Annotated in this window: 21 protein-coding genes; 16 read left to right on the forward strand and 5 right to left on the reverse strand. The window is 72.7% G+C overall.

Annotation, left to right across the window (positions count from 1 at the left end):
* The first annotated feature begins 137 nt into the window (after positions 1-137).
* Positions 138-1,919, forward strand: a complete 1,782-nt coding sequence (gene gcl / locus ACXJMZ_RS08345; protein WP_457029326.1) for a glyoxylate carboligase — start codon at positions 138-140, stop codon at positions 1,917-1,919.
* Between the two features lie 95 nt (positions 1,920-2,014).
* Here the strand turns inward: gcl and ACXJMZ_RS08350 are convergent, their stop codons facing one another.
* Positions 2,015-3,412, reverse strand: a complete 1,398-nt coding sequence (locus ACXJMZ_RS08350; RefSeq protein WP_457029327.1) for an RICIN domain-containing protein — start codon at positions 3,410-3,412, stop codon at positions 2,015-2,017.
* 250 nt (positions 3,413-3,662) lie between these two features.
* Here ACXJMZ_RS08350 and ACXJMZ_RS08355 point away from each other — a divergent pair, with 250 nt between their 5' ends.
* From ACXJMZ_RS08355 to ACXJMZ_RS08400, 10 genes are all read left to right on the forward strand, one after another.
* Positions 3,663-5,516 carry a ricin-type beta-trefoil lectin domain protein gene (locus ACXJMZ_RS08355; RefSeq protein WP_457029328.1) on the forward strand — a complete coding sequence of 618 codons (1,854 nt, stop codon included), beginning with the start codon at positions 3,663-3,665 and terminating at the stop codon, positions 5,514-5,516.
* A gap of 109 nt (positions 5,517-5,625) precedes the next feature.
* Entirely contained in the window at positions 5,626-6,468 is an 843-nt protein-coding gene (locus ACXJMZ_RS08360; protein WP_457029329.1) for a S1 family peptidase, read from the forward strand.
* 141 nt (positions 6,469-6,609) lie between these two features.
* Positions 6,610-6,984: a sortase-dependent protein gene (locus ACXJMZ_RS08365; protein WP_457029330.1), complete on the forward strand. Its 375-nt coding sequence runs from the start codon at positions 6,610-6,612 to the stop codon at positions 6,982-6,984.
* 71 nt (positions 6,985-7,055) lie between these two features.
* Positions 7,056-7,577: a class F sortase gene (locus ACXJMZ_RS08370; RefSeq protein WP_457029519.1), complete on the forward strand. Its 522-nt coding sequence runs from the start codon at positions 7,056-7,058 to the stop codon at positions 7,575-7,577.
* Between the two features lie 81 nt (positions 7,578-7,658).
* Positions 7,659-8,429 carry a hypothetical protein gene (locus ACXJMZ_RS08375; protein ID WP_457029331.1) on the forward strand — a complete coding sequence of 257 codons (771 nt, stop codon included), beginning with the start codon at positions 7,659-7,661 and terminating at the stop codon, positions 8,427-8,429.
* Complete coding sequence (gene cseB, locus ACXJMZ_RS08380) at positions 8,426-9,148, forward strand: two-component system response regulator CseB (protein ID WP_457029332.1); 723 nt, start codon at positions 8,426-8,428, stop codon at positions 9,146-9,148. The genes ACXJMZ_RS08375 and cseB overlap by 4 nt, the downstream gene beginning before the upstream one ends.
* The gene (locus tag ACXJMZ_RS08385) at positions 9,145-10,365 is read left to right on the forward strand and encodes an ATP-binding protein (protein ID WP_457029333.1); all 1,221 of its coding nucleotides are present in this window, start codon (positions 9,145-9,147) and stop codon (positions 10,363-10,365) included. Before cseB ends, ACXJMZ_RS08385 begins: the two co-directional genes overlap by 4 nt.
* 56 nt (positions 10,366-10,421) lie before the next feature.
* The gene (locus tag ACXJMZ_RS08390) at positions 10,422-11,042 is read left to right on the forward strand and encodes a TetR/AcrR family transcriptional regulator (protein ID WP_457029334.1); all 621 of its coding nucleotides are present in this window, start codon (positions 10,422-10,424) and stop codon (positions 11,040-11,042) included.
* Positions 11,029-12,663: an acyl-CoA dehydrogenase family protein gene (locus tag ACXJMZ_RS08395; RefSeq protein WP_457029335.1), complete on the forward strand. Its 1,635-nt coding sequence runs from the start codon at positions 11,029-11,031 to the stop codon at positions 12,661-12,663. The genes ACXJMZ_RS08390 and ACXJMZ_RS08395 overlap by 14 nt, the downstream gene beginning before the upstream one ends.
* Entirely contained in the window at positions 12,656-13,543 is an 888-nt protein-coding gene (locus ACXJMZ_RS08400; RefSeq protein ID WP_457029336.1) for an amidohydrolase family protein, read from the forward strand. The genes ACXJMZ_RS08395 and ACXJMZ_RS08400 overlap by 8 nt, the downstream gene beginning before the upstream one ends.
* A 14-nt stretch (positions 13,544-13,557) precedes the next feature.
* Here ACXJMZ_RS08400 and ACXJMZ_RS08405 read toward each other — a convergent pair whose 3' ends face one another.
* Complete coding sequence (locus ACXJMZ_RS08405; protein ID WP_457029337.1) at positions 13,558-14,040, reverse strand: DUF2269 family protein; 483 nt, start codon at positions 14,038-14,040, stop codon at positions 13,558-13,560.
* 204 nt (positions 14,041-14,244) lie between these two features.
* Here ACXJMZ_RS08405 and ACXJMZ_RS08410 point away from each other — a divergent pair, with 204 nt between their 5' ends.
* Complete coding sequence (locus ACXJMZ_RS08410) at positions 14,245-15,648, forward strand: choice-of-anchor A family protein (RefSeq protein WP_457029338.1); 1,404 nt, start codon at positions 14,245-14,247, stop codon at positions 15,646-15,648.
* Between the two features lie 15 nt (positions 15,649-15,663).
* Here the strand turns inward: ACXJMZ_RS08410 and ACXJMZ_RS08415 are convergent, their stop codons facing one another.
* Entirely contained in the window at positions 15,664-16,161 is a 498-nt protein-coding gene (locus ACXJMZ_RS08415; protein ID WP_457029339.1) for an ATP synthase F0 subunit B, read from the reverse strand.
* Between the two features lie 153 nt (positions 16,162-16,314).
* On the opposite strand from ACXJMZ_RS08415, the gene ACXJMZ_RS08420 reads away from it, so the two are divergent.
* Genes ACXJMZ_RS08420 through ACXJMZ_RS08435 form a run of 4 tightly spaced genes read left to right on the forward strand, consistent with a single transcriptional unit; the run spans position 16,315 to position 22,070 of the window.
* Entirely contained in the window at positions 16,315-16,665 is a 351-nt protein-coding gene (locus tag ACXJMZ_RS08420; protein WP_457029340.1) for a CU044_2847 family protein, read from the forward strand.
* Between the two features lie 9 nt (positions 16,666-16,674).
* Positions 16,675-18,507, forward strand: a complete 1,833-nt coding sequence (locus ACXJMZ_RS08425; RefSeq protein ID WP_457029341.1) for a VMAP-C domain-containing protein — start codon at positions 16,675-16,677, stop codon at positions 18,505-18,507.
* A gap of 16 nt (positions 18,508-18,523) precedes the next feature.
* Positions 18,524-19,531, forward strand: coding sequence for an AAA family ATPase (locus tag ACXJMZ_RS08430; protein WP_457029342.1), 1,008 nt, complete (start codon positions 18,524-18,526; stop codon positions 19,529-19,531).
* A complete protein-coding gene (locus ACXJMZ_RS08435; protein ID WP_457029343.1) occupies positions 19,521-22,070 on the forward strand; it encodes an SAV_2336 N-terminal domain-related protein in 2,550 nt (849 codons plus the stop codon). Before ACXJMZ_RS08430 ends, ACXJMZ_RS08435 begins: the two co-directional genes overlap by 11 nt.
* On the opposite strand, the gene kynU is transcribed toward ACXJMZ_RS08435, so the two are convergent.
* Positions 22,063-23,301 carry a kynureninase gene (gene kynU / locus ACXJMZ_RS08440; protein WP_457029344.1) on the reverse strand — a complete coding sequence of 413 codons (1,239 nt, stop codon included), beginning with the start codon at positions 23,299-23,301 and terminating at the stop codon, positions 22,063-22,065. The genes ACXJMZ_RS08435 and kynU overlap by 8 nt on opposite strands.
* The gene (locus tag ACXJMZ_RS08445; RefSeq protein WP_457029345.1) at positions 23,298-24,131 is read right to left on the reverse strand and encodes a tryptophan 2,3-dioxygenase; all 834 of its coding nucleotides are present in this window, start codon (positions 24,129-24,131) and stop codon (positions 23,298-23,300) included. The genes kynU and ACXJMZ_RS08445 overlap by 4 nt, the downstream gene beginning before the upstream one ends.
* Between the last annotated feature and the right edge of the window lie 61 nt (positions 24,132-24,192).

Here is a 24,192-nt window from a genome sequence, read left to right on the forward strand (position 1 = left end):
CGTACCCGCCTACCGGACGGAAGGGCTCACCCTGCGGACCGGCCTTGACGATTTGTTGAAAGCGGCTTACTTTTCTTTTCGCATACCAGAATCATCCTTCCGTATCGTGGAAGTCTGACGGACGCAGGAGTAAGCCGATGCCTCGAATGACAGCCGCCCGCGCGGCAGTTGAGATCCTCAAGCGCGAGGGCGTTGACGTCGCTTTCGGCGTGCCGGGCGCCGCGATCAACCCCTTCTACAAGGCCCTCAAGGAGGGCGGTGGCATCAGCCACACCCTCGCCCGCCACGTCGAGGGCGCCTCGCACATGGCCGAGGGCTACACCCGGGCCAAGGCCGGGAACATCGGTGTCTGCATCGGTACCTCAGGACCGGCCGGCACCGACATGATCACCGGTCTGTACTCGGCGATCGCGGACTCGATCCCGATCCTGTGCATCACCGGCCAGGCCCCGGTCGCGAAGCTCCACAAGGAGGACTTCCAGGCCGTCGACATCGCCTCGATCGCCAAGCCGGTCACCAAGGCCGCGACCACCGTCCTGGAGGCCGCCCAGGTCCCCGGCGTGTTCCAGCAGGCCTTCCACCTGATGCGCTCCGGCCGTCCGGGCCCGGTCCTGATCGACCTCCCGATCGACGTCCAGCTGACCGAGATCGAGTTCGACCCGGAGACCTACGCGCCGCTGCCGGTCTACAAGCCGGCCGCGACCCGTGCGCAGATCGAGAAGGCGATCGGCTTCCTGCTGGAGTCCGAGCGGCCGCTGATCGTCGCCGGTGGCGGCATCATCAACGCCGACGCCGCCGAGCTGCTGGTCGAGTTCGCCGAGCTGACCGGCACGCCGGTGATCCCGACCCTGATGGGCTGGGGCATCATCGCGGACGACCACGAGCTGAACGCGGGCATGGTCGGCCTGCAGACCTCGCACCGCTACGGCAACGCGAACTTCCTCGAGTCGGACTTCGTCCTCGGCATCGGCAACCGGTGGGCCAACCGCCACACCGGCGACCTGGCCGTCTACACCAAGGACCGCAAGTTCGTCCACGTCGACATCGAGCCGACCCAGCTCGGCCGGATCTTCGCGCCGGACTTCGGCATCGCCTCCGACGCCAAGGCCGCCCTCGAGCTCTTCGTCGAGGTCGCCAAGGAGCTCAAGGCCGCGGGCAAGCTGCCCGACCGCAGCGAGTGGGCCGCGTCGACCCAGGAGCGCAAGGCGACCCTGCTGCGCCGCACCCACTTCGACAACGTGCCGCTCAAGCCGCAGCGCGTCTACGAGGAGATGAACAAGGCCTTCGGCCCGGAGACCCGCTACGTCACCACCATCGGTCTGTCCCAGATCGCCGGTGCGCAGATGCTGCACGTCTACAAGCCGCGGCACTGGATCAACTGCGGCCAGGCCGGCCCGCTCGGCTGGACCATCCCGGCCGCGCTCGGTGTCGCCACCGCCGACCCGGAGACCCCGGTCGTCGCCCTCTCCGGCGACTACGACTTCCAGTTCATGCTGGAGGAGCTGGCGGTCGGTGCCCAGCACCGCATCCCCTACGTCCACGTCCTGGTCAACAACGCCTACCTCGGCCTGATCCGCCAGGCCCAGCGCAACCTGGACATCAACTTCCAGGTCAACCTGGAGTTCGAGAACATCAACTCCCCGGAGCTGGGCGTCTACGGCGTCGACCACGTCAAGGTCGTCGAGGGCCTGGGCTGCAAGGCCATCCGGGTCACCGAGCCGGACCAGCTGCTGCCCGCCTTCGAGCAGGCCAAGAAGCTGGCCGCCGAGTTCCGCGTCCCGGTCGTGGTCGAGGCCATCCTGGAGCGCGTCACCAACATCTCGATGGGTGGCGCCGGTATCGACGCCATCAACGAGTGGGAGGACCTGGCCACCGAGCCCGGCCACGCCCCCACCGCGATCAAGGCCCTCAAGGCCTGATCCCGCACCAACAGTCGGGCCCGGTACCGCCGTTCGGCGGTGCCGGGCCCGACGGCGTGCCCGGACCGGGTTCCGGTGGGCCGTCAGGTGGACGGTCAGGAGGGCAGCAGCCACTGCTGGTTGGCGGCACCGAAGCAGTCCCAGATCTGCAGCCGGGTGCCGTTGGCGGAGCTGGGTCCGGTGGCGTCCAGGCAGCGGCCGGAGGCCGGGTTCACCAGGGTGTTGCCGCCGCCGACCTGCCACTTCTGGGCGCCGGTCCCGTTGCAGTCCCAGAGCTGGATCTTGGTGCCGTTGACCGTCCCGGCGCCGGTGACGTCCAGGCACTTGCCGAGCGCCTGGAGCGAACCGTCCGACGCCACCGTCCAGTTCTGCGCGGTGGTGCCGTTGCAGTCGTAGAGCTGGACGGCGGTGCCGTTGGTGTTGCTCGCCGCCGCGACGTCCACGCACTTGCCGCCGTATCCGGTGATCTGCCCGCTCGGGCGCGGTGAAGTGCCGCCGCCGGTGACCGAGTTGAAGGTGCGGGTGAACTGGTACGGGCTCTGCGAGGTGCCGCTGCACGAGTCGGAGAGCGTGCCGTTGCTGGCGCAGGCCTTGTCCCGGCCGAGCGACCAGAAGGCCAGCAGCTGGATGCCCCTGGCGGCAGCGAAGTTGGCCAGCGTGGTGGCGTTGGCGGTGCTGAACACCTCGGCCTGGGTGTCGTTGACCCCGATCATCGGGGTGTTGCCCTCCATCGCCCAGAGCTGCTGGTCGGTCCTGCCGGTCCAGATGTTCCCGAGCTGGCCGCGCAGGGCGGTGGCGGCGTCGGTGGCGGCCTTGCCCATGTCCATCGCGGGACCGTAGTCCATGGTCATGATGTTGACCACGCCGACATCCAGGCCCCGGCTCTTGGCGTTGTTCAGCAGACTGAGTGAATTCCCTTCCAGACCGGTCGGGTTGACCGGCAGGGTGTAGTGCACGGCGAGTTTGCGGCCGGCCGCCGCGTACTCCTGCTGGAGCTGGGCGAGGGCCTGGTTACGACGGTCGTTGGCGGTGGTGTCGTTGAGCGAGCCGCCCTCGATGTCCAGGTCGATCTTCGTCAGGTTGAGGGTGTCGACCACCCGCTTGTACTGGGTCTTCAGGCTGCTGACCGAGGTGCAGGCCTGGCCGAGCTCGGTGCCGGCCGCGCCGCCGAAGGAGGCGATCACGTCACCGCCGGCCGCCCGCAGGCTGTTGATCGCCGACTGCCAGCCACCGTCGGTGATGGGCGTGTTGCCGTTGAAGGTGGCGTTGCAGCTGCCGTCGCTGATCACGAACGCCAGGGTGAAGTACTTCAGTCCGGTGGCGGCCCGGGCGTCGGCCATCGCGGACGGCGAGTTCCAGGTCTCGACGTAGGGCGCGGCGTACTGGGCGGGGAAGCCGGGGCCGGGGTTGGCGGCGGCGTGCGCGGTGGCGGCGGGGAGCAGGCCGAGGGGGACGGCGAGCAGGGCCGCCCCGGCAAGGGCGCGACGGAGCATGTGGGTCTCCTGGGGCGTGGGGGGAGCGCTCTCCGGGGGTGAGCGCCAGTGAGTCAACTGGAGTCGTCGACGGTCCGTCAAGTGGTCAGGAAAGAAGGTTTACTGATCGAGTAGCGAATCGGCGGGCTGACCTGCGGGGCTTTCGACGTTCAGAAGTTGACGGTTGATCAGCGGAAACGCGGAGCCTTGACGCACTGCCGCGTACAGGAGTTGAATCGGCGGCCATCCCCCACCCCTTGAGGAGTTCACCGTGCTCCGAATCCCACGGGCCGCCACCGGCCTGCTCGCCGGGGCCCTGGTCGCCACCGGTCTGCTGGCCGCCGCCCCCACCGCGACCGCCGCCGGAGAGTCCGTCTCGGTCTGGCTCACCACCACCGACGACGCGGGCGGCCGCCATGTCACCCGCGGGCTCCAGCAGCAGGCCGCCGTCGCCTTCGCGGCGGGCAGCGGCGCGGGCCAGCAGATCACCGTGGACGAGAGCGTCCGCTACCAGCAGTTCACCGGCGGCGGCGCCTCGTTCACCGACACCGCCGCCTGGCTGCTGAACAGCAGCGGCGCGCTCTCGGCGGCCACCCGGGACGCCACCATGCGCAAGCTGTTCTCGCCCACCGAGGGCATCGGCCTCTCGCTGACCCGCAACCCGATGGGCGCCTCCGACCTGGCCCGGTTCGGGTACACCTACGACGACCGCCCGGCCGGGCAGACCGACCCGGGCCTGGCGAACTTCTCCATCGAGCACGACCTGGCGGACGTGCTGCCGCTCACCAAGCAGGCCAAGCAGCTCAACCCGGCCCTCACCACGATCGCCAGCCCGTGGACCGCCCCGGCCTGGATGAAGGACAGCGGCAACCTGAACGGCGGCTGGCTGAAGTCCGAGTACTACGCCGCCTACGCCCAGTACTTCGCCAAGTACGTGCAGGCGTACCAGAGTCAGGGCGTGCCGGTGGACTACCTCACCGTGCAGAACGAGCCGACCTGTTGCGGCGGTTACCCCTCGATGAGCTGGAACGGTACGGGCCTGGCGTACTTCACCAAGAGCCACCTGCTGCCCGCCCTGCAGAGTGCCGGGCTCAGCAGCAAGGTGCTCGCGCTGGACTGGAACTGGGACCAGTACGCAGGCTACGGCGCCCCGGTGGTGGACGACCCGGCGATCCGCAGCCACCCCAACTTCGGCGGCATCGCCTGGCACGGCTACGGCGGTGACGTGGCGACCCAGAGCGCCGTGCACGACCAGTACCCGGCGGTGGACGCGTTCGGCACCGAGCACTCCGGCGGCACCTGGATCGCCGACCAGCAGCGCGAGGACATGCGCAACATCATCGACTACACCCGCAACTGGGCGAAGTCGGTGACCAAGTGGAGCCTGGCGGTGGACCAGAACATGGGCCCGCACTACGGCGGTTGCGGCACCTGCACCGGGCTGGTCACGGTGCAGAACGGCGGCAGCCGGGCCGGTCAGGTGGACTACACGGTGGAGTACTACACGATGGGCCACCTGACCAAGTTCGTCCGCCCGGGCGCGTACCGGATCGCCTCCACCGCCAACTCGGCGGTGCCGAACGTGGCCTGGCGCAATCCGGACGGTTCGAAGGCGCTGATCGCGTACAACGACAGCGGCTCCACCCAGAGCGTCCGGGTCAACTGGGGCGGCCAGAGCTTCGGTTACCAGCTCCCGGCGAAGACCTCGGCGACCTTCACCTGGAACGGCGGGCCGAGCGGCGGCACCGGCGGCCGGATCGCCGGGCTGGCCGGCAAGTGCCTGGACGTGGCGGGCGCGAGCAGCGCCAACGGCACCGCCGTGCAGCTGTACGACTGCAACGGCACCGCTGCGCAGACCTGGACGGCCGGCGTGGACGGTACGGTGCGCGCGCTCGGCAAGTGCCTGGACGTGGCGGCGGCGAACAGCGCGGACGGCACCAAGGTCCAGCTCTGGGACTGCAACGGCAGCGCGGCGCAGAGCTGGGCGCCGAACGCGGACGGGACCCTGCGGGCGCTCGGCAAGTGCCTGGACGTGACCGGGAACAGCTCCGCGAACGGGACGCCGACCCAGCTGTGGACCTGCTTCGGCGGGGCCAACCAGCGCTGGACGATGCCCGGCGCCTGACCGTCCGGTGTGGGGGTGGGCGAACCAACTGGCGGGTCCTGCCGATGCATTGACAAAGAGTCATGTGCGCGCCAGCTTTGTCCCACCCCCACACCGAGAGGCAGTTCTCATGAAGAAGCCGCTCATCGGAGCGCTCTGTTCGCTCCTGCTCGCCGGAGTGACCGCGCTGACCGGCGCCGCCCCCGCGACGGCCGCCAAGACCCCGACCGCCACCGTCGCGGCGGTGGACTTCGCGGGCACCGTGGCGCTCAGCAACTGTTCGGGATCGCTGGTCCGGATGCCCGACTCGCTGGCCACCGACCCGGCTCTGGTCCTGTCCAACGGCCACTGCCTGGAGAGCGGCATGCCGACGGCTGGCCAGGTGCTGGTCAACCGCAACTCCAGCCGGAGCTTCTCGCTGCTCAACTCCTCTGGCAGCAAGGTCGCCACGCTGCGGGCGAGCAAGATGCTCTACGGCACGATGACCGATACCGACGTGTCGATCTACCAGTTGAAGACCACTTACTCGGCGATCAAGAGCTCGTACGGGATCGACCCGCTGACCATCTCCGCGAGCCACCCGGTCGCCGGTACTGCGATCAAGGTGGTCTCCGGCTACTGGAAGCGGATCTACTCCTGCAACGCCGATGCCTTCGTCTACCAGCTGAAGGAGGGCGGTTGGACCTTCAAGGACTCGCTGCGCTACACCTCCGCCTGCAACACCATCGGCGGCACCTCGGGCTCCCCGGTGGTCGATGTGACCACCGGTCAGGTGGTCGCGGTGAACAACACCGGTAACGAGGACGGCCAGAGCTGCACCCTCAACAACCCGTGCGAGGTGGACGAGAACGGCACGGTGACGGTCCGCCAGGGCATCAACTACGCCCAGCAGACGTACCGGATACCGGGCTGCTTCGGCACCGGCAACAAGCTCGACCTCGCCAAGGCGGGGTGCGCGCTGCCCAAGCCGTGACCGGTGGCCGGGCGGCTGTTACAGAGCCGCCCGGTGACCGTTACACGACCGGCCGGGCACCGTGAGGTCGGGTTCCTAACGTCTGTCCTACCAACTCCCGGCCACCGGGCCGGAAGTGGTGAGCATTCGGGAGGAACTCTCATGGCAGGTATCTCGACCGTCCGGCGCGCCGTGCGTCTCGCGCTGGTCTCCGCAGGTGTCGCGGGTGCGGTGGCCCTCTCCGGTCCGGCCGCCTTCGCCGACGGCACGCCGTCGGCGGCTCCCGCCACCCCGGGGTCGGGCCCCTCTGTGTCGGCTCCGGCGGGCACCGGGGTCAAGCCGACGGCGGCGCCGAGCACGCCCGCCAAGGCCGGGGACGCGCAGGTCAAGGTGGTGCCCAAGGGCGGCGCGCAGACCGGCGAGGCCGACAACGGCACGTCCACCGGCACCCTGGTGGCCGGCTCGGGCCTGGCCGCGGTGGGCGCGGCCGGGATCGGCTTCGCCATCGTGCGTCGCCGTGCCGGCGCACGGGGTTAAGGGCGGTCGCCGTCGTCGCCGGCGCCCCTTGTGGGTCCCCCGACCGTCCGCCGGTACGGATCAGCACCGCGCTGTCGGCCCCGGCCGACCTCCCGTCGGCCGCCGTCCCGCCGAGTACTGCTCCGAGCCGGGCGGCGACCGGGCCGGCCGCACCGCCGGTCCGGCTGACGATCCCTCGGATGGGCGTGGACGCGCCCGTCGAACCGAGCGGGTTGAACGCCGACGGCACGGTGGAGGTCCCGCCGATGGACCGCCCCGGCCAGGTCGGCTGGTACCGCAACGGTCCGGCCCCGGGTCAGACCGGCCCGGCCGTACTGCTCGGCCACCTGGACACCCGCAAGGGCCCCGCGGTCTTCAACCGCGTCCGCGAGCTCAGACCGGGCGACCGGATCGAGATCCGCCGCCAGGACGGCAGCAGCGTCTCGTACCGGGTGCGCGAGCTGCGGCAGTTCGCCAAGAACGCGTTCCCCACCGAGCTGGTGTACGGCGACACCGACACCCCACAGCTGCGGCTGATCACCTGCGGCGGCACGCTGTCCGGCAACGGGCACTACACCGACAACATCATCGTGCTCGCCGACCTGATCCCCTAGAGCCGCCGGCCCGGGCCGCTCCGTGCGTCAGGCAGACTGGACCACCGACCCCGGCCACCGCTCCCGAAAGGCGCCCCCGACGTGAGGACATGGCTCAGCCGCACTGCCCTGAGCTGGGGCGTCGTCGTACTGGCGGCGGTCGCGGCCGTCTCCGGCTGCGGCGCCGCCGGGCGGCTGCACGATGCGGGCCCGGCCAGTCCGATCGCCGTCCGCCCGAGCCCCCAACTGCTGTGGGCCGCAGCCGAGACACCCTCCGTACCGGTGGCCGAGGCGGCCGACCAGGCGCCGCCGCCGACCCCGCTGCCGGGCATCACCGTGCCGGGCGGCGACCTCCGCGCCGTCGAGGCCCGGAATGTCCTGGAGAAGGACCCGGCGCTGCGGGGCGAGGAACTGAAGGCACTGACCGGGTGTCAGGGGTGCACGGTGCGGCAGGCGGAGTACCGCGACCTCGGTGGGGACGGCGGGGCGGAGCTGATCACCGCCGTGCTGACCGGCTCCGAGACCGGCTACCTGCACGTCTACACCCTGCGGGACGGGCAGCTGTACGCGGCGCTCGCCCAGCGGGTGGTGGCCGGCTTCACGGCCGAGACGGTGGGCCGGGACCTGGTCGTGCGCGAGCCCATCGGCCCGCAGGCCCGGACCGACACCACTTACCGCTGGACCGACCTCAGGCTGGCCCCGCTCACCGGTCCGGCGGCCGAGGCCACCCTCTGCGAGCCGGCCGGGGTGGTGCCCTCGGCCGCGCCGACCAGCCACCCCAAGGCCGGCAGCCCGGAACCGAAGGTCTCCGTCGTCCCGACCCTCCCGCCGGGCAAGGGCGCGGCCCCCGTCCCGGTGAAGCCGACCTCATGAGCAGCCCAGTGAGCACCACCCCGCGCATCCTGCTGGTCGAGGACGACGAGGTGATCCGCGAGGCCACCCGGATGGCGCTGGAGCGCTACGGGTTCCCGGTCGACACCGCCGCCGACGGGCTGGAGGGTCTGGAGAGCTTCCGCGCGCAGCGGCCGGACATCCTGCTGCTCGACGTGATGCTGCCGCTGCTCGACGGCGTCGGGCTCTGCCGCCGGATCCGGGAGGAGAGCCAGCTGCCGATCCTGATGATGTCGGCCCGCACCGAGCCGATCGACGTCATCTCCGGGCTGGAGGCCGGGGCCGACGACTACATCACCAAGCCCTTCGAGACCGCCGTCCTGGTGGCCCGGATCCGCACCGTGCTGCGGCGCACCAGGGCCGTGGCCGAACCGCCAGCCGCCGCCTCCCCGGCGCCGGAGCCGTCGCGCGCCGTGCGGGTGATCGACGACCTGGAGGTCGACACCGAGGCGATGGAGGTCAAGGTGGCGGGGCGTCAGGTGCCACTCACCCCGACCGAACTGCGGCTGCTGCTGGAGTTCACCGCCGCGCCCGGCATCGTGTTGGAGCGTCAGACCCTGCTCGAACGGGTCTGGGACTACTCCTGGGGCGCCGACAGCCGGGTGGTGGACGTCCATGTGCAGCGCCTGCGCGCCAAGATCGGGGCGGCCAGGATCGAGACCATCCGGGGTTTCGGCTACAAGCTGCGGCGGTCCGGGTGAACCTGCGCCGTCAGATCGCCGCGACCGTCGCACTGGTCTCCTTCCTGGTCGCCATCACCGTCGGGCTGCTGGTGCACCGCGCCTCGGTCGCCCAGCACGTCGAGCAGTCCCGGAAGTCGGCCGAGAACGCCCTCGACTCGGTGCTGGCCGGCTACGAGCGCAACGGCAACCTGGTCGGCTGGAAGGCCACCACCGACGACCCCGAACTCCCGGCGGAGCTGCGGCGGCTGGCCGAGCGGGGCCGTCGCGGTTCCCTGCTCGGTCCCGGCCCGAACGGCACCGCGATGTGGGCCGCCACCGGCCTTGGCACCGGGGTCCCACCCGCCCTGGTGGTCTCCGTCCGGGTGGACTACGCCGACGACGAGCAGGCGATCGCCCAACTCGACCGGACCATCCTGATCTCGGCCACGCTGTCCGTCGCGATCACCGTGCTGGCCGGGGTCTTCGCCGCCGACCGGATCAGCAGTCGCCTGCGGACGGCCGCCCGGACCGCCCGCAGCATCGCCCAGGGCGATCTGACGGCCCGGATCGGATCGCTCGGCCGCCCCCGCGACGAGGTCGCCGACCTCGCGGCGGCGGTCGACTCGATGTCGGCGGTGCTGAGCACCAAACTGGCCAACGAGCAGCGCTTCACCGCCGACGTCGCCCATGAGCTGCGCACCCCGCTGACCGGGCTGCTGACCGCGGCCGAGCTCCTGCCGCCCGGTCGCCCGACCGAGCTGGTGCAGGGCCGGGTCCGGGTGCTGCGCAGCCTGACCGAGGACCTGTTGGAGGTCTCCCGGCTGGACGCCGGGGCCGACCGCCCGGAACTCTCCGTCGTGCCGCTCGGGCCGGTGGTGGCCCGGATGGTCGCGGCCGCCGGGGCGCCGACCGAGCTGCTGGTCGGCTCGGACACCGAGGTCAGCACCGATGTCCGCAGGCTCGACCGGATCGTTTCCAACCTGGTGGCCAACGCCCATCGGCACGGCCACGCCCCGGTGCTGGTCCGGGTCGACGGCGCCACCCTGACGGTCCGTGATCACGGTCCCGGCTTCCCCGAGGCGATCCTGCGCGAGGGCCCGCAGCGGTTCCGTACCGGCGCCCGCGAGCGGGGCCACGGCCACGGTCTCGGTCTCACCATCGCGCAGGGTCATGCCGAGGCGCTCGGGATCACGCTGCGCCTGCGCAACGACCCGGCCGGCGGGGCCGTCGTCGAGCTGCGCCTGCCGACGGGCTGACACGCGGCCAGCCACGGGCCTTCTCGAAGCTGTGAATCAGTGCTTCAATTCTTGCTGTGGCATACCGACGCACCCCCGCCGTACAGGCCAGGCTCGACGCCCAGCGCGTGCTCGTGCTGGCAGCCGCCGTGGACCTGCTGGCCGAACGCGGCTACGCGGGCTGCTCGATGGCCGCCGTCGCGGACCGGGCCGGGATCGCCACCGGCAGCATGTACCGGTACTTCGCGGGCAAGGCCGAGCTCTCGGTCGAGCTGTTCCGGGTCGTGGTGCTCCGCGAGGTGGCCGCCGTCGAGACGGCCGTGGCCAAGGCCGAGGCCGATGGCGCGGGCCCGCACGGGCGGGTCGCCGCCGTGGTGCGGACCTTCGCGGCCCGGGCGCTCAAGGCGCCCCGGCTGGCCTACGCCCTGCTGGCCGAACCGGCCGACCAGGTGGTGGACGCCGAGCGGCTGGTCTTCCGCCGGGCCTTCCGCGACCTGATCGCCGCCCAGATCGCCCCGGCCGTCGCCGACGGCCGACTCCCGGACCAGGACGTCGAGTTGACCGCCGCCGCACTGGTCGGCGCGATCGGCGAGGCCCTGGTCGGTCCGCTCGCGGCAGGCCGGGCCCAGGACGACCTGATCCCCGCTCTGGTCGCCTTCACCCAGCGCGCTCTTGGAGGACAGAATGCCGACGCATGAGGTCACCAACCAGGTGCCCGACCTGTACGGCCACGACGTGGCCGCCGACCCGACCCTGCTGGCCGCCCTGCACCGGGCCGGCGCGGGCTGGGCCGAGCCCAGGCTGCACGATCTCGGCCGGCTCGCCGGGACCGAACAGGCCGCCGACTGGGGCCGGTTGGCCAACGACAACCCGCCGGTGCTGCGCACCCACGACCGGTACGGGCACCGGATCGACGAGGTGGAGTTCCACCCCGCCTGGCACCAGCTGATGACCGTCGCGGTCGGGCACGGCCTGCACGCCGCCCCCTGGGCGGACAGCCGGCCCGGCGCGCACACCGCGCGGGCCGCCGGGTTCTACGTCTGGGGCCAGGTCGAGGCCGGGCACAGCTGCCCGGTCTCGATGACCTACGCCTCCGTTCCCGCACTCCGCGCCACTCCCGAACTGGCCGCGCAGTACGAGCCGTTGCTCACCGCCACCGACTACGACTTCGGCCTGCGCGAGCCGCACGGCAAGCGCGGGCTGATCGCGGGCATGTCGATGACCGAGAAGCAGGGCGGCTCGGACGTCCGGACCAACACCACCACCGCGACCCCGCACGCCGACGGCACGTACCGGATCACCGGCCACAAGTGGTTCACCTCGGCCCCGATGTCGGACCTGTTCCTGACGCTGGCTCAGGCACCCGGTGGGCTGAGCTGCTTCCTGCTGCCCCGGGTGCTGCCGGACGGCGGCCGAAACCGGCTGCTGATCCAGCGGCTCAAGGAGAAGCTGGGCAACCGCTCGAACGCCTCCGCCGAGCTGGAGTACGACGGCGCGGTCGGCTGGCTGGTCGGCGAGGAGGGCCGGGGTGTGCCGACCATCATCGAGATGGTCAACATGACCCGGCTGGACTGCACGCTGGGCGCCGCCTCCGGGATGCGGCTCGGCGCGGTCCGCGCACTGCACCACACCACCCACCGCCGGGCGTTCGGCGCCGCGCTGGTGGACCAGCCTCTGATGCGCAACGTGCTGGCCGACCTGGTGGTCGAGTCGGAGGCCGCCACCGCCGTCGCCCTGCGGCTGGCCGAGGCCACCGACCGGGCGCTGGCGGGGGACCAGCAGGAGGCGCTGGTCCGGCGGCTCGGCCTGGCGGCGGCCAAGTACTGGGTCTGCAAGCGCGGCCCGATGCACGCGGCCGAGGCGCTGGAGTGCTTCGGCGGCAACGGCTACGTGGAGGAGTCCGGCATGCCCCGGCTCTACCGGGAGGCCCCGCTGGTGTCGATCTGGGAGGGTTCGGGCAACGTCGCCGCGCTGGACGCGCTGCGGGCGATGGCCCGTCGGCCGGAGACCGTGCAGGCGCTGTTCACCGAGCTGGACGCCGCCGCCGGGGCAGACCGCCGGCTGGACGACGCGGTGACCACACTGCGCAAGCAGCTCGGTGACACCGCCGAGCTCGAGTACCGCACCCGGCGGCTGGTCGAGCAGATCGCACTGGTCTTCCAGGGTTCGCTGCTGGTCAGGTACGGCGACCCGGCGGTGGCCGACGCGTTCTGCGCCTCCCGGCTGGGCGGCGAGCACGGTGGCGCCTTCGGCACCCTGCCGACCGGGGTGGACACCGCCGCGGTGCTGGCTCGGGCGGAGGCCGTGCCGGGTGTCTGAGGCGGCGTCTGAGGCGGCCGAAGTGCAGGCGTTCTGGCGGGAGTTGGGCCTGCCCGGGCTGGTCGACGTGCACACCCACTTCATGCCGGAGCGGGTGCTCGCCAAGGTCTGGGCCTACTTCGACGCGGCCGGACCGCTGACCGGCCGGCCCTGGCCGATCTCCTACCGCCAGGAGGAGCAGCAACGGCTGGAGCAGCTCCGGGAGTTCGGGGTGCGGGCGTTCACCGCGATGCTCTACCCGCACAAGCCGGGGATGGCCGCCTGGCTGAACGGCTGGGCCGCCGACTTCGCCGCCCGCACCCCGGACTGCCTGCACACCGCGACCTGCTTCCCGGAGCCGACCGCCGAGGAGTACGTCGGCAAGGCGCTGGCCAATGGCGCCCGGGTCTTCAAGATGCATCTCCAGGTGGGCGGGTACGACCCGGCCGATCCGCTGCTGGACGGGGTGTGGGGGCAGCTCGCGGAGGCCGGGGTGCCGGTGGTCACGCACTGCGGCTCCGGACCGGTGCCCGGCAACCACACCGGGCCAGGACCGATCGGTGCGGTGCTCGAACGGCACCCCCGGCTGCGGCTGGTGGTGGCCCACCTGGGGCTGCCCGAGTACCAGGAGTTCCTCGACCTGGCCGAGCGCTTCCCGGAGGTCCGGCTGGACACCACCATGGCGTTCACCGACTTCACCGAGGAACTCTCGCCGTTCCCCCGGGAGTTGCTGCCCCGGCTGGCCGCCCTGGGCGACCGGGTGCTGCTCGGCACCGACTTCCCGAACATCCCCTACCGCTACCTGCACCAGCTGCAAGCGCTGGCCGGGCTCGGCCTCGGCGAGGACTGGCTCCGGGCGGTCTGCCACGACAACGCCGCCCGGCTGTTCGGGCTGGACTGAGCGGGCCCAGACGCTCAGGCGCCGGTGGTCGAACCCGGGCGGATCACCATCAGCACGACGACCACGGCCCACAGGAGGTTGAAGGCCCCGGCGGTCATCGGCAGCAGGCGCAGGCCCTTGGTGGCGCGGCTCTGCTCGTCGGCGTTCTCCGGGGCGTCCAGCGCATCGACGGTGGCCTGTTGGCCCGGGACCACGAACAGCAGCAGCAGGCCGGCCGCGACGGTGGTCAGCACGATCGAGGTGATCAGCCAGGGATCGCCCATCACGTCCATCACCTGGGCCGTGCCGATGCCGAGCAGCGGTACGGCCAGACCGAGCATCGCGTAGACCTGGGTGATCCGGTGCAGCAGCCGGACGGAGGCGGCGGCCTGGAGCTGCCCGGGGCCTTCGGCCAGTGCGGCCTGGGCCCGGCGCGGGAACATGCTCACCGCGACGGCCACCGGGCCGATGAAGAGCACCGAGGCCAGCACGTGCAGGCTCAACAGCAGCTTGGCCATGGGGGAGTCCTTCCGACGACCGATCGGATCCGAACCTAACACCCGGACGGAGCAGTTCCGCGGGGTGGGTGGCGGGACCGGGATCGGCCGTCCGGAGGATACTGCGGGGCTCGCGGCGGGGCAGAGCAAATCCGGGCGAATCAGGGCATTGGATAGGTCGGTCGAGCCGCCTTCCCGGCGGACACATCCGATCGGAGCAGTTCCGTGCGCGACCTCCCGGTCCAACTGGCCCAGCAGCGTTCGCCTCTGGGTCGGCGGCTGGCCCTGGTGGCCGCAGCCGCTGTGCTGCCGGTGGCGGCGCTGAGCGTGCTGGGGACCGCCGCTCCGCTCTCCCCGCCGCTCGGTCCGTGCAGCGGCCCGGACTGCCCGAGCGTCTGGCCGCCGCCGAACAACGGCAACGTGGTCGGCCGGGACGCCACCATCAACGTCTTCGTCGGCGGCGACTACTCGGTCCAGGGCCGGACCGCCGAGGTCGAGGGCAAGGTGGTCGCGCTCGGTGACCTGACGGTGAACAAGGACGGCGGCGGTCTGTTCAACATGGCCGTGGCCGGGGTCGGTTCACGTGTGGTGCCGCCGGACGGCACGGACTTCGTCACCGTCGGCGGCAACGTCACGGTGCAGCCCGCCAACACGGTGGAGATCGGCGGCACCTCCGACCTCCTCGGCACGCTGGCCTTCGGCAACCTCCGCTACGGCGGCACCCTGACCGGCACGGTGAACGTGGTCCCGACCGGGCAGACGATCCAGGACGCCACCGCGAAGAACCAGTACGCGGGGCTGCCCGACCAGATCGCCGAGCTCTCCACCTGTGCGGGCACCGCGACCGCCAACGGCACGGTGACCGTCTCGGGCAACCAGGTGACCTTCGCCGGGGACGGCACCAGCGCTCGGCAGATCTTCAACGTCCCAGGAAACATCGGGTCGTTGACCACCGCGGCCGACCTGATCATCTCGGGCATCCCGGCCGGGGCGACCGTGGTGATCAACATGCTGGGCACCGACCCGGTCATCAACACCAACACCGGTACCGGGCTGGCCGGTGACCCGTTCACCGACCTGCGCTCGCGGCTGATGTGGAACCTCCCGAACGCCACCAGCTCGACCATCATGGGCGGCGCCCAGTTCCAGGGCTCGATGATGGCCGCCAACCCGGCCGGGACCACGATGATCAGCACCCCCGGCTTCAACGGCCGGGTCTACCTGGCGGGCAGCCTGGTGCAGCTCGGCAGTTCGGGCAGCGAGGTGCACAACTACCCGTTCGACGGGGACCTGCCGGAGTGCGCCACGCCTACCCCGACACCTACCCCAACGCCGACTCCGACGCCGACTCCGACGCCGACGCCGAGCCCCTCCGACAGTACGACGCCGACCCCGACCCCCAGCCCGTCCGAGAGCACCCCGGCGCCCAGCGGCAGCACCCCGGCCCCGGAGAGCTCGAGCGCCGGGCCGAGCACCTCCGGGTCCGCGAGTGCGTCCGCGAGCGGCGGTTCCCAACTCCCGGTCACCGGGGCCGGATCGGCCGTCCCGCTCGGACTGGCGGCCGGCGGGCTGGTCACCGCAGGCGGGGTCGCCTTCTGGGTCGCCCGCCGCCGGGGCCGCCACAGCTGACGCCGGCCGACAGGCTCAGTGCTCTGCGAAGAACCGTTCCACGCTGTCGCGCCGGTCGGCGAACTCACCGAGGGGTTCGCCGACCACCCGGCCGGCCAGCTCGACGGCCAGCATGCCGACGTCGGCCCGGAGTTCGAGCTCGGCCAGCTCGCGGTCGACCGACAGCGCCGACCGAGCCGCCGCCACCAGGGCCTCCCGCTCGGCCAGGCCCTCGGCCCGGGCTGCCGCGACCAGGGCGGCGCCCTCCTCGGCCGCCTCCTGGCGGATCCGTGCGGCTTCGTGGTGCGCCTCGTTGAGCACCTGGCGGTACTCGGCGTAGGTCTCCCGGGCCGTCGCGTGGAGCTCCTCGCTGTATTCGAGCCGGCCCTCGATCGCGTCGTGGCGATCGGCCAACGTCCGCTCCAGGCGGGGGAACAGCACCCGCCCGAGCACCAGCAGGATCACGGCGAACAGCGCGAGGCCGAACAGCATCGAGGGCAGGTCGGGGCTGAGTGGGCCGATGTCTATATCCATACCGGAACTGTACGATCTGATGTTCCGTCATGTCCGGTGAGTGGCACTTCCGGTACGGAAGACTCGGTCGGAACCGGTGCGCGTGAGGCCACGCTGTGCGACGATCTCGGGACGTTCGTACGGTGATCCGGCCAACGCTCGGTGGGGGAAGTCTTGTCGGAGTACACGGAGTTCGTGACCGCCGACGGTGCGGTGGTCCGGGTCGAGCAGCAGTTGTCGCCCGCCGCCCCGGACGAGTACGGGATGCGGCCGGTCGGCCGGGGAGCGGCAGCCGCCGCCGGGGTCGAGCGCGCGGGCGAGACCTTCGAGCAGGCGCTGGCGGGGGTCAGGGCGGCCGCCGGAGCGGCGCTCGCGGTCTTCCGGGACGGCAGCCTGAAGCCGGACGGGGTGGAGATCGAGTTCGGGGTCAAACTCACCACCGAGGCAGGGGCGTTGATCGCGCGGACCGCCGCCGAGGCCCATCTCACCGTCAGACTCAGCTGGGCGCCCGGACGTTCGGCCTGAGTCCGCCCGATGGCGAACCCGTACTGGCTGGCCCGGATCAGTGTCGGCGGGCCCGACCCGACCGTCGGCGCGGGGGTGCTGGTCACCGACCGGCTGGTGCTGACCTGCGCCCACGTGGTGCACGGCCGGGCCACCGCCGAGGTCAGGCTGGTCAACCGCCCCGACCACCCCGAGCTGTCGGCCACCGTGCTGCGCCGTGGTCCCTGGCCGAGCGGACGGCACGGTCGGGACGGCACCGGGGACGTCGCCGTGCTCGAACTCGCCGTCCCGGTGCCGGACCGGGTCGCCCGGCCCGCGCTGTTCGCCCCGCTGCACCACTGGGACCGGCCGCCCTATCCCGGGCTGACCGCGCACGGCTTCCCGCTCGACCACGAGGCCGGGCGGAGCAGCGAGATCCGGCCGACCCGGGGCGGCATGCTGATCGGTGGCGAGCTGGTGCAGCTGGAGCACGACACCCACGGCATGCCGCTGTCACCCGGCTTCAGCGGCGGCCCGGTGGTGGACTCGGCCAGCGGCGAACTGGTCGGCATCGTGACGGCGGTTCAGGACACCCTGGACCGCCCGCCGGTACCGGGCCGGGACGGCAGGGTCCGCCCGGCCGTCCGGCTCGGCCAGATGCTGCCCGCCGGGGCGCTGGCCCGGTACGTCCCCGAGCTGGCCGACCTGATCCCCGGTGCGGCCCTCCCGGCGGACCAGGTACGGGAGTTGCGCACTCTGGTGGCCGCGGCCGGGCCGGTCGCCGACCCGCTGGAGCTGTACCGGGCGGCCACCGCCGCGCAGGGCCTGCTGGACCCGCCGACCCGGCCCGCGACGCTCTGGGAGACCTGCTGGTACCTGCTCTCCGAGGTCACCGAGGCGCCGGGCGCCGCGCACCACCCGGTCCGCGAGTTCGCCGGACTGCTGGCCGCCGCGGCCACCGAACCGGCGCAGCGCGAGCGCTTGGACCGGCTGGCGGCGGGCGCCGGAGCCGGGGCCAGGGCCGGGGGCACGACGACGACCGGCGAGCGGTGGCGGCCGATCCTGGTCGAGATCGGCCACAGCGGCGCCGGCCGGGGGAAGTTCACCGTCGGGGTCCGCACGGTGCGTGGCGGGGAGTACGGGCCGCCCCGGCTGCGCACGCTGGGCCGGTCGGCGCTGCAGGGCGAGGTACTGGCCGAGATCGACCGGCAGCTCGGCCTGCTGGCGGCGGACGGTGCCGAGTTGATCGTCTTCGTGCTGCCGCGCACCCTGCTCACGGTGCCGGTGCACGGCTGGACCGGTAAGCGGTCGTTCGGCCCGCTCGGCGCCGACCACGCCGTGGTGGTGGTGGACCGGCAGCGCCGCGACAGCGCGGTGGACCGCCGCAAGCTGGAGATGAACTGGGCGCTGCGCAAGCCCGAGCGGCGCACGGTGGTGCACCGGGTGGAGTGCGCCGAGCCCGGCGAGCCCCGGGCGCTCTACCACCTGCTCGGCCCGGTCGAACGCCCGCAACTGCCCGCCCTGCCGGGCCTGCCGAAGGGCCGCCCGTACGGCCCGCTGCTGGACGCCGCGCTGAGCGCCGGGGCGCACGCGGTGATCTGGCCGGAGTGGAGCTGCGGTGAACGGCACCACCCCGGACGGAACTGCCGGGGCAGCCGCTTCACTGCCAGACTGGCAGTGGAACTGGCCGGCACCCCACCAGGAGAACTGCCGTCCCGGATCAAGGAGTTGCGCCACCAGGCGGAGGAGAGCGGAGACCCGGCCGGGCACTGGGCGGCCGGCCTGGTCCTGCTCTGGGAGGACCCGCAGCTGCTGCCCAGCCCGCACCGACCGTACCCGGTCGCCCCGACCGTCCGTCAGTCCCGCCCCGGCGCGGGTGAGTAGCAGGAGAGTCAGCACGATGCCGCTGCAACGGATCTACCGGGGCGCCGAGCACCCCCACGACGGCCTGGCCGACCTCCCCGCGCCGCCGCCCTGGCGCGCCTTCGACGGCGGCCCCGAGCTGCCCACCCCCGAGGCCGCAGCCGATCCGGGCGCCGCCTCGGCCGGTCACCGGGCCGCCACCTTCCGCCCCACCCCGGAGACCGTCGAGCTGGTCAACGCCGCCCTCCACCTGCGCCGCCCCCTGCTGGTCACCGGCCCGCCCGGCAGCGGCAAGTCCAGCCTCCCGTACGCGGTCGCCCGGGAGTTGGGCCTCGGGCCGGTGCTGCGCTGGAACATCACCAGCCGCAGCGCACTGCGCGACGGCCTCTACCAGTACGACCCGCTGTCCCGGCTCTACGCCGCCAACCAGGCAGGCCCGGACGGTGCGGGCGCGGGCCTGGAGGAGCACCTGCGGCTCGGCCCGCTGGGCACCGCGCTGCTCCCGTACCGGCGGCCCCGGGTGCTCCTGATCGACGAGATCGACAAGGGCGACCTCGACCTGCCCAACGACCTGCTGCACGTGCTGGAGGACGGCCAGTACGAGATCGACGAACTGGTGAGGGCCGCACCGCAGTTGCCCGAGGCCGAGGTGCTCACCGCGGACGGGCTGAGCCGGGCGCGGGTGCGCGGCGGGCGGGTGCGCTGCCGGGCCTTTCCGTTCACCGTGCTGACCAGCAACGCCGAGCGGGAGTTCCCGGCCGCCTTCCTGCGCCGCTGCGTGGTGCTGGAGCTGCGCCGCCCCGAGGGCGGCGAACTCGAGGAGATCGTCCGCTCGCACCTGCCGTCGGCGGACCACGCCCTGGTGGCCGAGATCCTCCAGGTCTTCCTGGACCGGCGGGCCGAGGGCGAGCTGGCCACCGACCAGCTGCTGAACGCGATCTACCTGACCGCCCGGCCCGAACTCGCCGACCAGGCCGACCGGGCGGCACTGGCCGCCCGGGTGATGCCCTACCTGAGCAGAGGCCGGGACGACGATGACTTCTGAGCGGCGGGGAGCCCTGGACCGGCTCGCCGCCCTGCTCACCGGCCTCGGCCGCCCCGAGCCGGACCCGGTGGAGCTGGCCGAGCTGCTCTGGCTGGCGGCCCGGAGCGAGCGCACCCCGGACGGTGCGCCCACCGACCACCCCGGCGGCCGGGCCGCGCCCGGCGCCCTCGGTCCTGACGGACCGTCACCAGGAACCCCGGTGGAGCCGGACGGCCCGCTGCTGCCACTGCACCTGCCGGTCGCCGACTTGGCCGACGGCACGGCCGCCGCCGGTACGGTGGCCACCCCGAGCGCGCCGATGCTGGCCCGGCCGCTGGACCTGCAGCGCGCGCTGCGCCCGCTCAAGCGCCAAGTGCCGGACCCGCGCCGGGCGTTGCTGGACGAGGACGGCACCGCCGACCGGCTGGCCGAGGCGCTCCGCGGCCCCGACCCGGTGCACTGGCTCCCGGTGCTGCGGACCGGCACCGAGCGGTGGCTGAGCCTGCGGCTGGTGCTGGACTGCGGCCCGACCATGGCGCTCTGGCGCCCGCTGGCCCGCGAACTCGCCCTGCTGCTGCGGCAGACCGGCGCGTTCCGGCAGGTCGGCTCGGCCCGGCTGGCCGCCGACGGCACCCTGACCGGGGCGCAGCCGGGCCCACGGGTGGTGACCCTGGTGCTCAGCGACGGCATGGGGCCGCAGTGGCGCCCGGGCCCGGCGGGGGAGCGCTGGTACCGGACGCTGGGTGCGCTGCTGCGGCGCGGCCCGGTGGCGGTGGTTCAGCCGCTGCCCGAGCGGCTCTGGCCGCTGACCGCGCTGCCCGCCGTGCCCGGGGTGCTCGGCGCGCCGGAGGCCGGGGTGCCGAACTCGGGGTACGGCTTCCGGCCGCTGGACCGCCCGGTCGGCCCGGGGCCGGTGCTGCCGGTGTTGGAGGCGGACCCGGAGTGGGTGGCGAACTGGGCCTCGCTGGTCGGCAGTTCGGGCGGCGCCGAGGTGGTCGGCGCGGCGCTGCGGATCGGCCCGGTGCCGGCCGGCGTCGAGGGGGCCCCGGCGGCCGGACCGGTCGGGCAGGACGCCGAGGAGCTGGTCCGGCGGTTCCGTGCGGTCGCCTCCCGGGAGGCGTACACGCTGGCCGGGCTGGCCGCGCTCACCACGCCCGCGCTGCCGGTGCTGCGGCTGCTGCAACGGGCAGCCTTCGCCCGGCCCCGGCCGCAGCAGCTGGCCGAGCTGGTGGTGAGCGGGCTGCTGACCGAACGGCCCGGCCAGCAGGACAGGTTCGAATTCCGGCCGGGTGTCCGGGAGTTGCTGGTCCACACACTGCCCAGGTCGGTCACTCACCAGGTGGTGGGCCTGCTGATCCGGGTCGGCGAGCAGATTGCTGCCCGGGCCGGTCTGGTGCCGAACGAGCTGGCCGCGATCGCCGCCACCGACACCGAGGGCGCCCCGCTCACCGCCGAGACCCGCCCGTTCGCCCTGGTCAGCCCGGCTGCCCTGGGCATCGTCGGCCTCCGGGAGCCGGTGACCGCGACCGTCGAGACCGCCCGGATCGGCCCGCGCGGCGCCCGGGTGGTGCTGTTCGCGCCGAACCAGAGCCCGGACGAGGTGGAACGACTGAACGAACTGGCCGCCGCCCTGGGCAATCCGGAGCTGGTCGGGATGCGCCCCGAGCACATCTGGCTCGGACTGCTGGGCTCGGTGGAGGACTTCCGGCTCGCCCTGCGCCGTGCGGACCAGGAGGCGGACAGCATCCTGCTGGTGTATCTGGCGGGCTGGTCGGCCGAGATCGAGCTGCTGCTCGGCGAGCTGCTCGGCCGCCACCGCCGCCTGGTGCTGATGCTCGATCTGGTCGGCGGGCGTGCGCCGAAGCTGCCGTACCCCCGGGTGGTGATGCTCCGTCGGCCGTCCGACCGCTCACTGGCCGCGGTGTGCAACGAGGTGCTCAGGACCGGCCGGTTCGGCGGGCCGCCCGAGCTGGACCTGCGTGACTTCGCGACGGAGCTGGCCGAGCGGGCCGACCCGGGCGTCCGGCTGCAGGTCGAGCTGCCCGAGCCGATGCTGTTCACCCGGAACCCGGCCGGCCAGCGCTACTGCTACCTGGGCCGGGCGCCGGGGGACGACCCCGCCGTGGACCGGTTTCTGGCCGATCTCGGCGAGGAGGTCTGGCAACTGACCGACCTGGCGGTGGCGACCCGGCAGCCGGGCTCGGTGGCCCGCTGCGAGGTGTTCGTCCCGCTGTACGAGCGGGAGTACTTCCGCAGCGCCCGCTGCGGCCGGGAGTGGGCCGCCTTCGCCCGCCGGACGGACCTGTCCCGGGGGTTCGTCCCGGTCTTCGGGCGGCCCGTCGGGCACCTCGAACTTCCGTATACTGCCCGCCAGTTGAACTACCGAGACCAGCAGTACGGGGACGACTACGCCAGGCTGGGCCTGTTCGGCCTGCCGCAGCAGCAGTACGAGCTCGCCGTGCACCGGATCGCCGCCCGGATCGTCGAGGTGGCCGAGCGGCACCGCATCCCGCCCGGCCACCCGGTCGACCTCGGTACGCTGCCGAACGCGTTCAGGTGACCTCGCCGCGCCGCCCGAACCGCTCCTCGCGCCACTCCTCGGACTCCAGCACCTCGGTCAACTGCTGCGCCGCATCCCAGACTTCGGTGTACGACAGGTAGAGCGGGGTGAAGCCGAACCGCATCAGGTCCGGCGCCCGGAAGTCGCCGATCACCCCGCGCGCGATCAGGGCCTGCACCACCGGGTACCCGTCCGGGTGCCGCAGTGCGACCTGGCTGCCACGCCTGGCCCGCTCACGCGGCGTCACCACCTCGACGCCGTACTTGGCCAGCGGCTCGACCAGCTCGATGAACAGGTCGGTCAGTGCCAGGCTCTTGGCCCGCACCTCCGCCAGGTCCACCTGCTCCCAGATCTCCAGGCTGGACTCCAGCGCAGCCTGCCCGAGCAGCGAGGGCGAGCTGGTGAGGAACCGGCCGATGCCCTGCACCGGCTGGTAGCCCGGCTCGAAGTCGAACGGCCTGGCATGGCCGAACCAGCCGCTGAGCGGCTGCTCGGCCGCGGCCAGGTGACGCTCCGCCACGTACAGGAAGGCGGGCGAACCCGGGCCGCTGTTCAGGTACTTGTAGGTGCAGCCGACCGCGAAGTCGACACCGTTGGCGTCCAGCTCGAAGGGCAGCGCGCCGACCGCGTGGCAGACGTCCCAGATCATCAGCGCGCCGGCCGCCTGGACCTGACGGGTGATCGTGGGCAGGTCGAGCAGCTCGCCGGTGCGGTAGTCGACCAGCGAGAGCAGTACGACGGCGGTGTCCGGGCCGAGCCGCTCGGCCAACTGGTCGGCGGAGTCCAGCAGTTCGGTGCGCGCCGCGCCGCCGGAGAGCGAGCTGACGCCCTCGGCGATGTACAGGTCGGTCGGGAAGGCAGCCCGCTCGGCCAGCACGGTGGACCGGCCGGGACGCAGCCGGAGCGCGGCGGCCAGCACCTTGAACAGGTTGACCGAGGTGGTGTCACAGACCACCACCTGCCCGGCGGCGGCACCGAGCAGCGGCGCCACCCGGGCACCCAGGGTGTGCGGCTTGGCGAACCAGCCCGCCTCGTTCCAGCTGCGGATCAGCTGCTGCCCCCACTCCTGCTCCACCACCTGCCGCACCCGCTCGGGCGTACGGGCCGGCAACACGCCGAGCGAGTTCCCGTCCAGGTAGATCAGGCCCTCGGGCAGCACGAACTCGGACCGGAAGCGCGCCAGCGGGTCGGCGGCGTCGAGTGCGGCGCACTCCTCGCGCGTACGGGTCACAGTGAGTTCCTCACGTTCCACAGCTCGGGGAAGACGTCCTGGTCGGCCGACTCCTTGAGCCAGCTCAGGCCGCTGGAGCCGCCGGTGCCCGGCTTGGCGCCCATCGAGCGCTTCACGGCCGAGTAGTGCCGCTGGCGCCAGCGGGTCACCCGCTCGGCGGTGTCCAGCAGCGATTCACCGAGCCGGGCCAGGTCGGCCAGCGCGGGGTCGGTGTAGACCTGCCGCCAGGCCGCCTCGACCTGCTCGGTCGGCCGGTAGCGGGCCGGGCCGCCGGTGACGTCCACGGTCAGCCCGCGCCGGGAGAGCAGCGCCAGCACCTCGTCGTACAGGCTCGGGGTCTCCAGCGCGGCGACCAGCTCGGCGTGCACGGCGGGCACGCCCTGGTACATCGCCAGCAGCCGCTCGCTCTTGTTGCCGAGCAGGAACTCCAGCCGCAGGAAGGCCGAGGACTGGAAGCCGCTGGCCTCGCCGAGCACCGGCCGGAAGGCGTTGAACTCCAGCGGGGTCATGGTGGCCAGCAGGTCCCAGGAGTTCACCAGCACGTCCTGGGTGTGCTGCCCGCGCCGCAGGGCGGCCAGCGCGGAGGTCAGGTCGTCCTCGCGCAGGGCGTGCTGGGCGGTGGTCCAGTCGTGCCGCAGCAGGTCGAACAGCAGCTCCATCACCTGGGTGCTGATGATGAACGACAGCTCGGCGTCCACCTTGCTGCGCGGGTGCTGGAGGCTGTGCAGCACGTCCAGCCGGACGTACTTGGCGTAGGGGGTGCCGACCTCGGGCTCGTCGGCCGGGCCGAAGCTGAGTTTGGGCGTACTGACCTCGGGTTGACCCGGCATGGTTCCTCCTGTGCTCACCACCCGCCATTGGGCGGCCCCCATTGTGCGGCGGGCGGGCCGC

Source organism: Kitasatospora sp. P5_F3 (assembly GCF_054049135.1).

Bases quoted from the DNA above. Each gene is read 5' to 3' on its own strand.
- ACXJMZ_RS08430 (WP_457029342.1), top strand. From the start codon at position 18,524: ATGCCGCTGCAACGGATCTACCGGGGCGCCGAGCACCCCCACGACGGC.
- ACXJMZ_RS08350 (WP_457029327.1), bottom strand. From the start codon at position 3,412: ATGCTCCGTCGCGCCCTTGCCGGGGCGGCCCTGCTCGCCGTCCCCCTC.
- ACXJMZ_RS08365 (WP_457029330.1), top strand. From the start codon at position 6,610: ATGGCAGGTATCTCGACCGTCCGGCGCGCCGTGCGTCTCGCGCTGGTC.
- cseB (WP_457029332.1), top strand. From the start codon at position 8,426: ATGAGCAGCCCAGTGAGCACCACCCCGCGCATCCTGCTGGTCGAGGAC.
- ACXJMZ_RS08435 (WP_457029343.1), top strand. From the start codon at position 19,521: ATGACTTCTGAGCGGCGGGGAGCCCTGGACCGGCTCGCCGCCCTGCTC.
- ACXJMZ_RS08405 (WP_457029337.1), bottom strand. From the start codon at position 14,040: ATGGCCAAGCTGCTGTTGAGCCTGCACGTGCTGGCCTCGGTGCTCTTC.
- ACXJMZ_RS08395 (WP_457029335.1), top strand. From the start codon at position 11,029: ATGCCGACGCATGAGGTCACCAACCAGGTGCCCGACCTGTACGGCCAC.
- ACXJMZ_RS08415 (WP_457029339.1), bottom strand. From the start codon at position 16,161: ATGGATATAGACATCGGCCCACTCAGCCCCGACCTGCCCTCGATGCTG.
- ACXJMZ_RS08425 (WP_457029341.1), top strand. From the start codon at position 16,675: ATGGCGAACCCGTACTGGCTGGCCCGGATCAGTGTCGGCGGGCCCGAC.
- ACXJMZ_RS08445 (WP_457029345.1), bottom strand. From the start codon at position 24,131: ATGCCGGGTCAACCCGAGGTCAGTACGCCCAAACTCAGCTTCGGCCCG.
- gcl (WP_457029326.1), top strand. From the start codon at position 138: ATGCCTCGAATGACAGCCGCCCGCGCGGCAGTTGAGATCCTCAAGCGC.
- ACXJMZ_RS08360 (WP_457029329.1), top strand. From the start codon at position 5,626: ATGAAGAAGCCGCTCATCGGAGCGCTCTGTTCGCTCCTGCTCGCCGGA.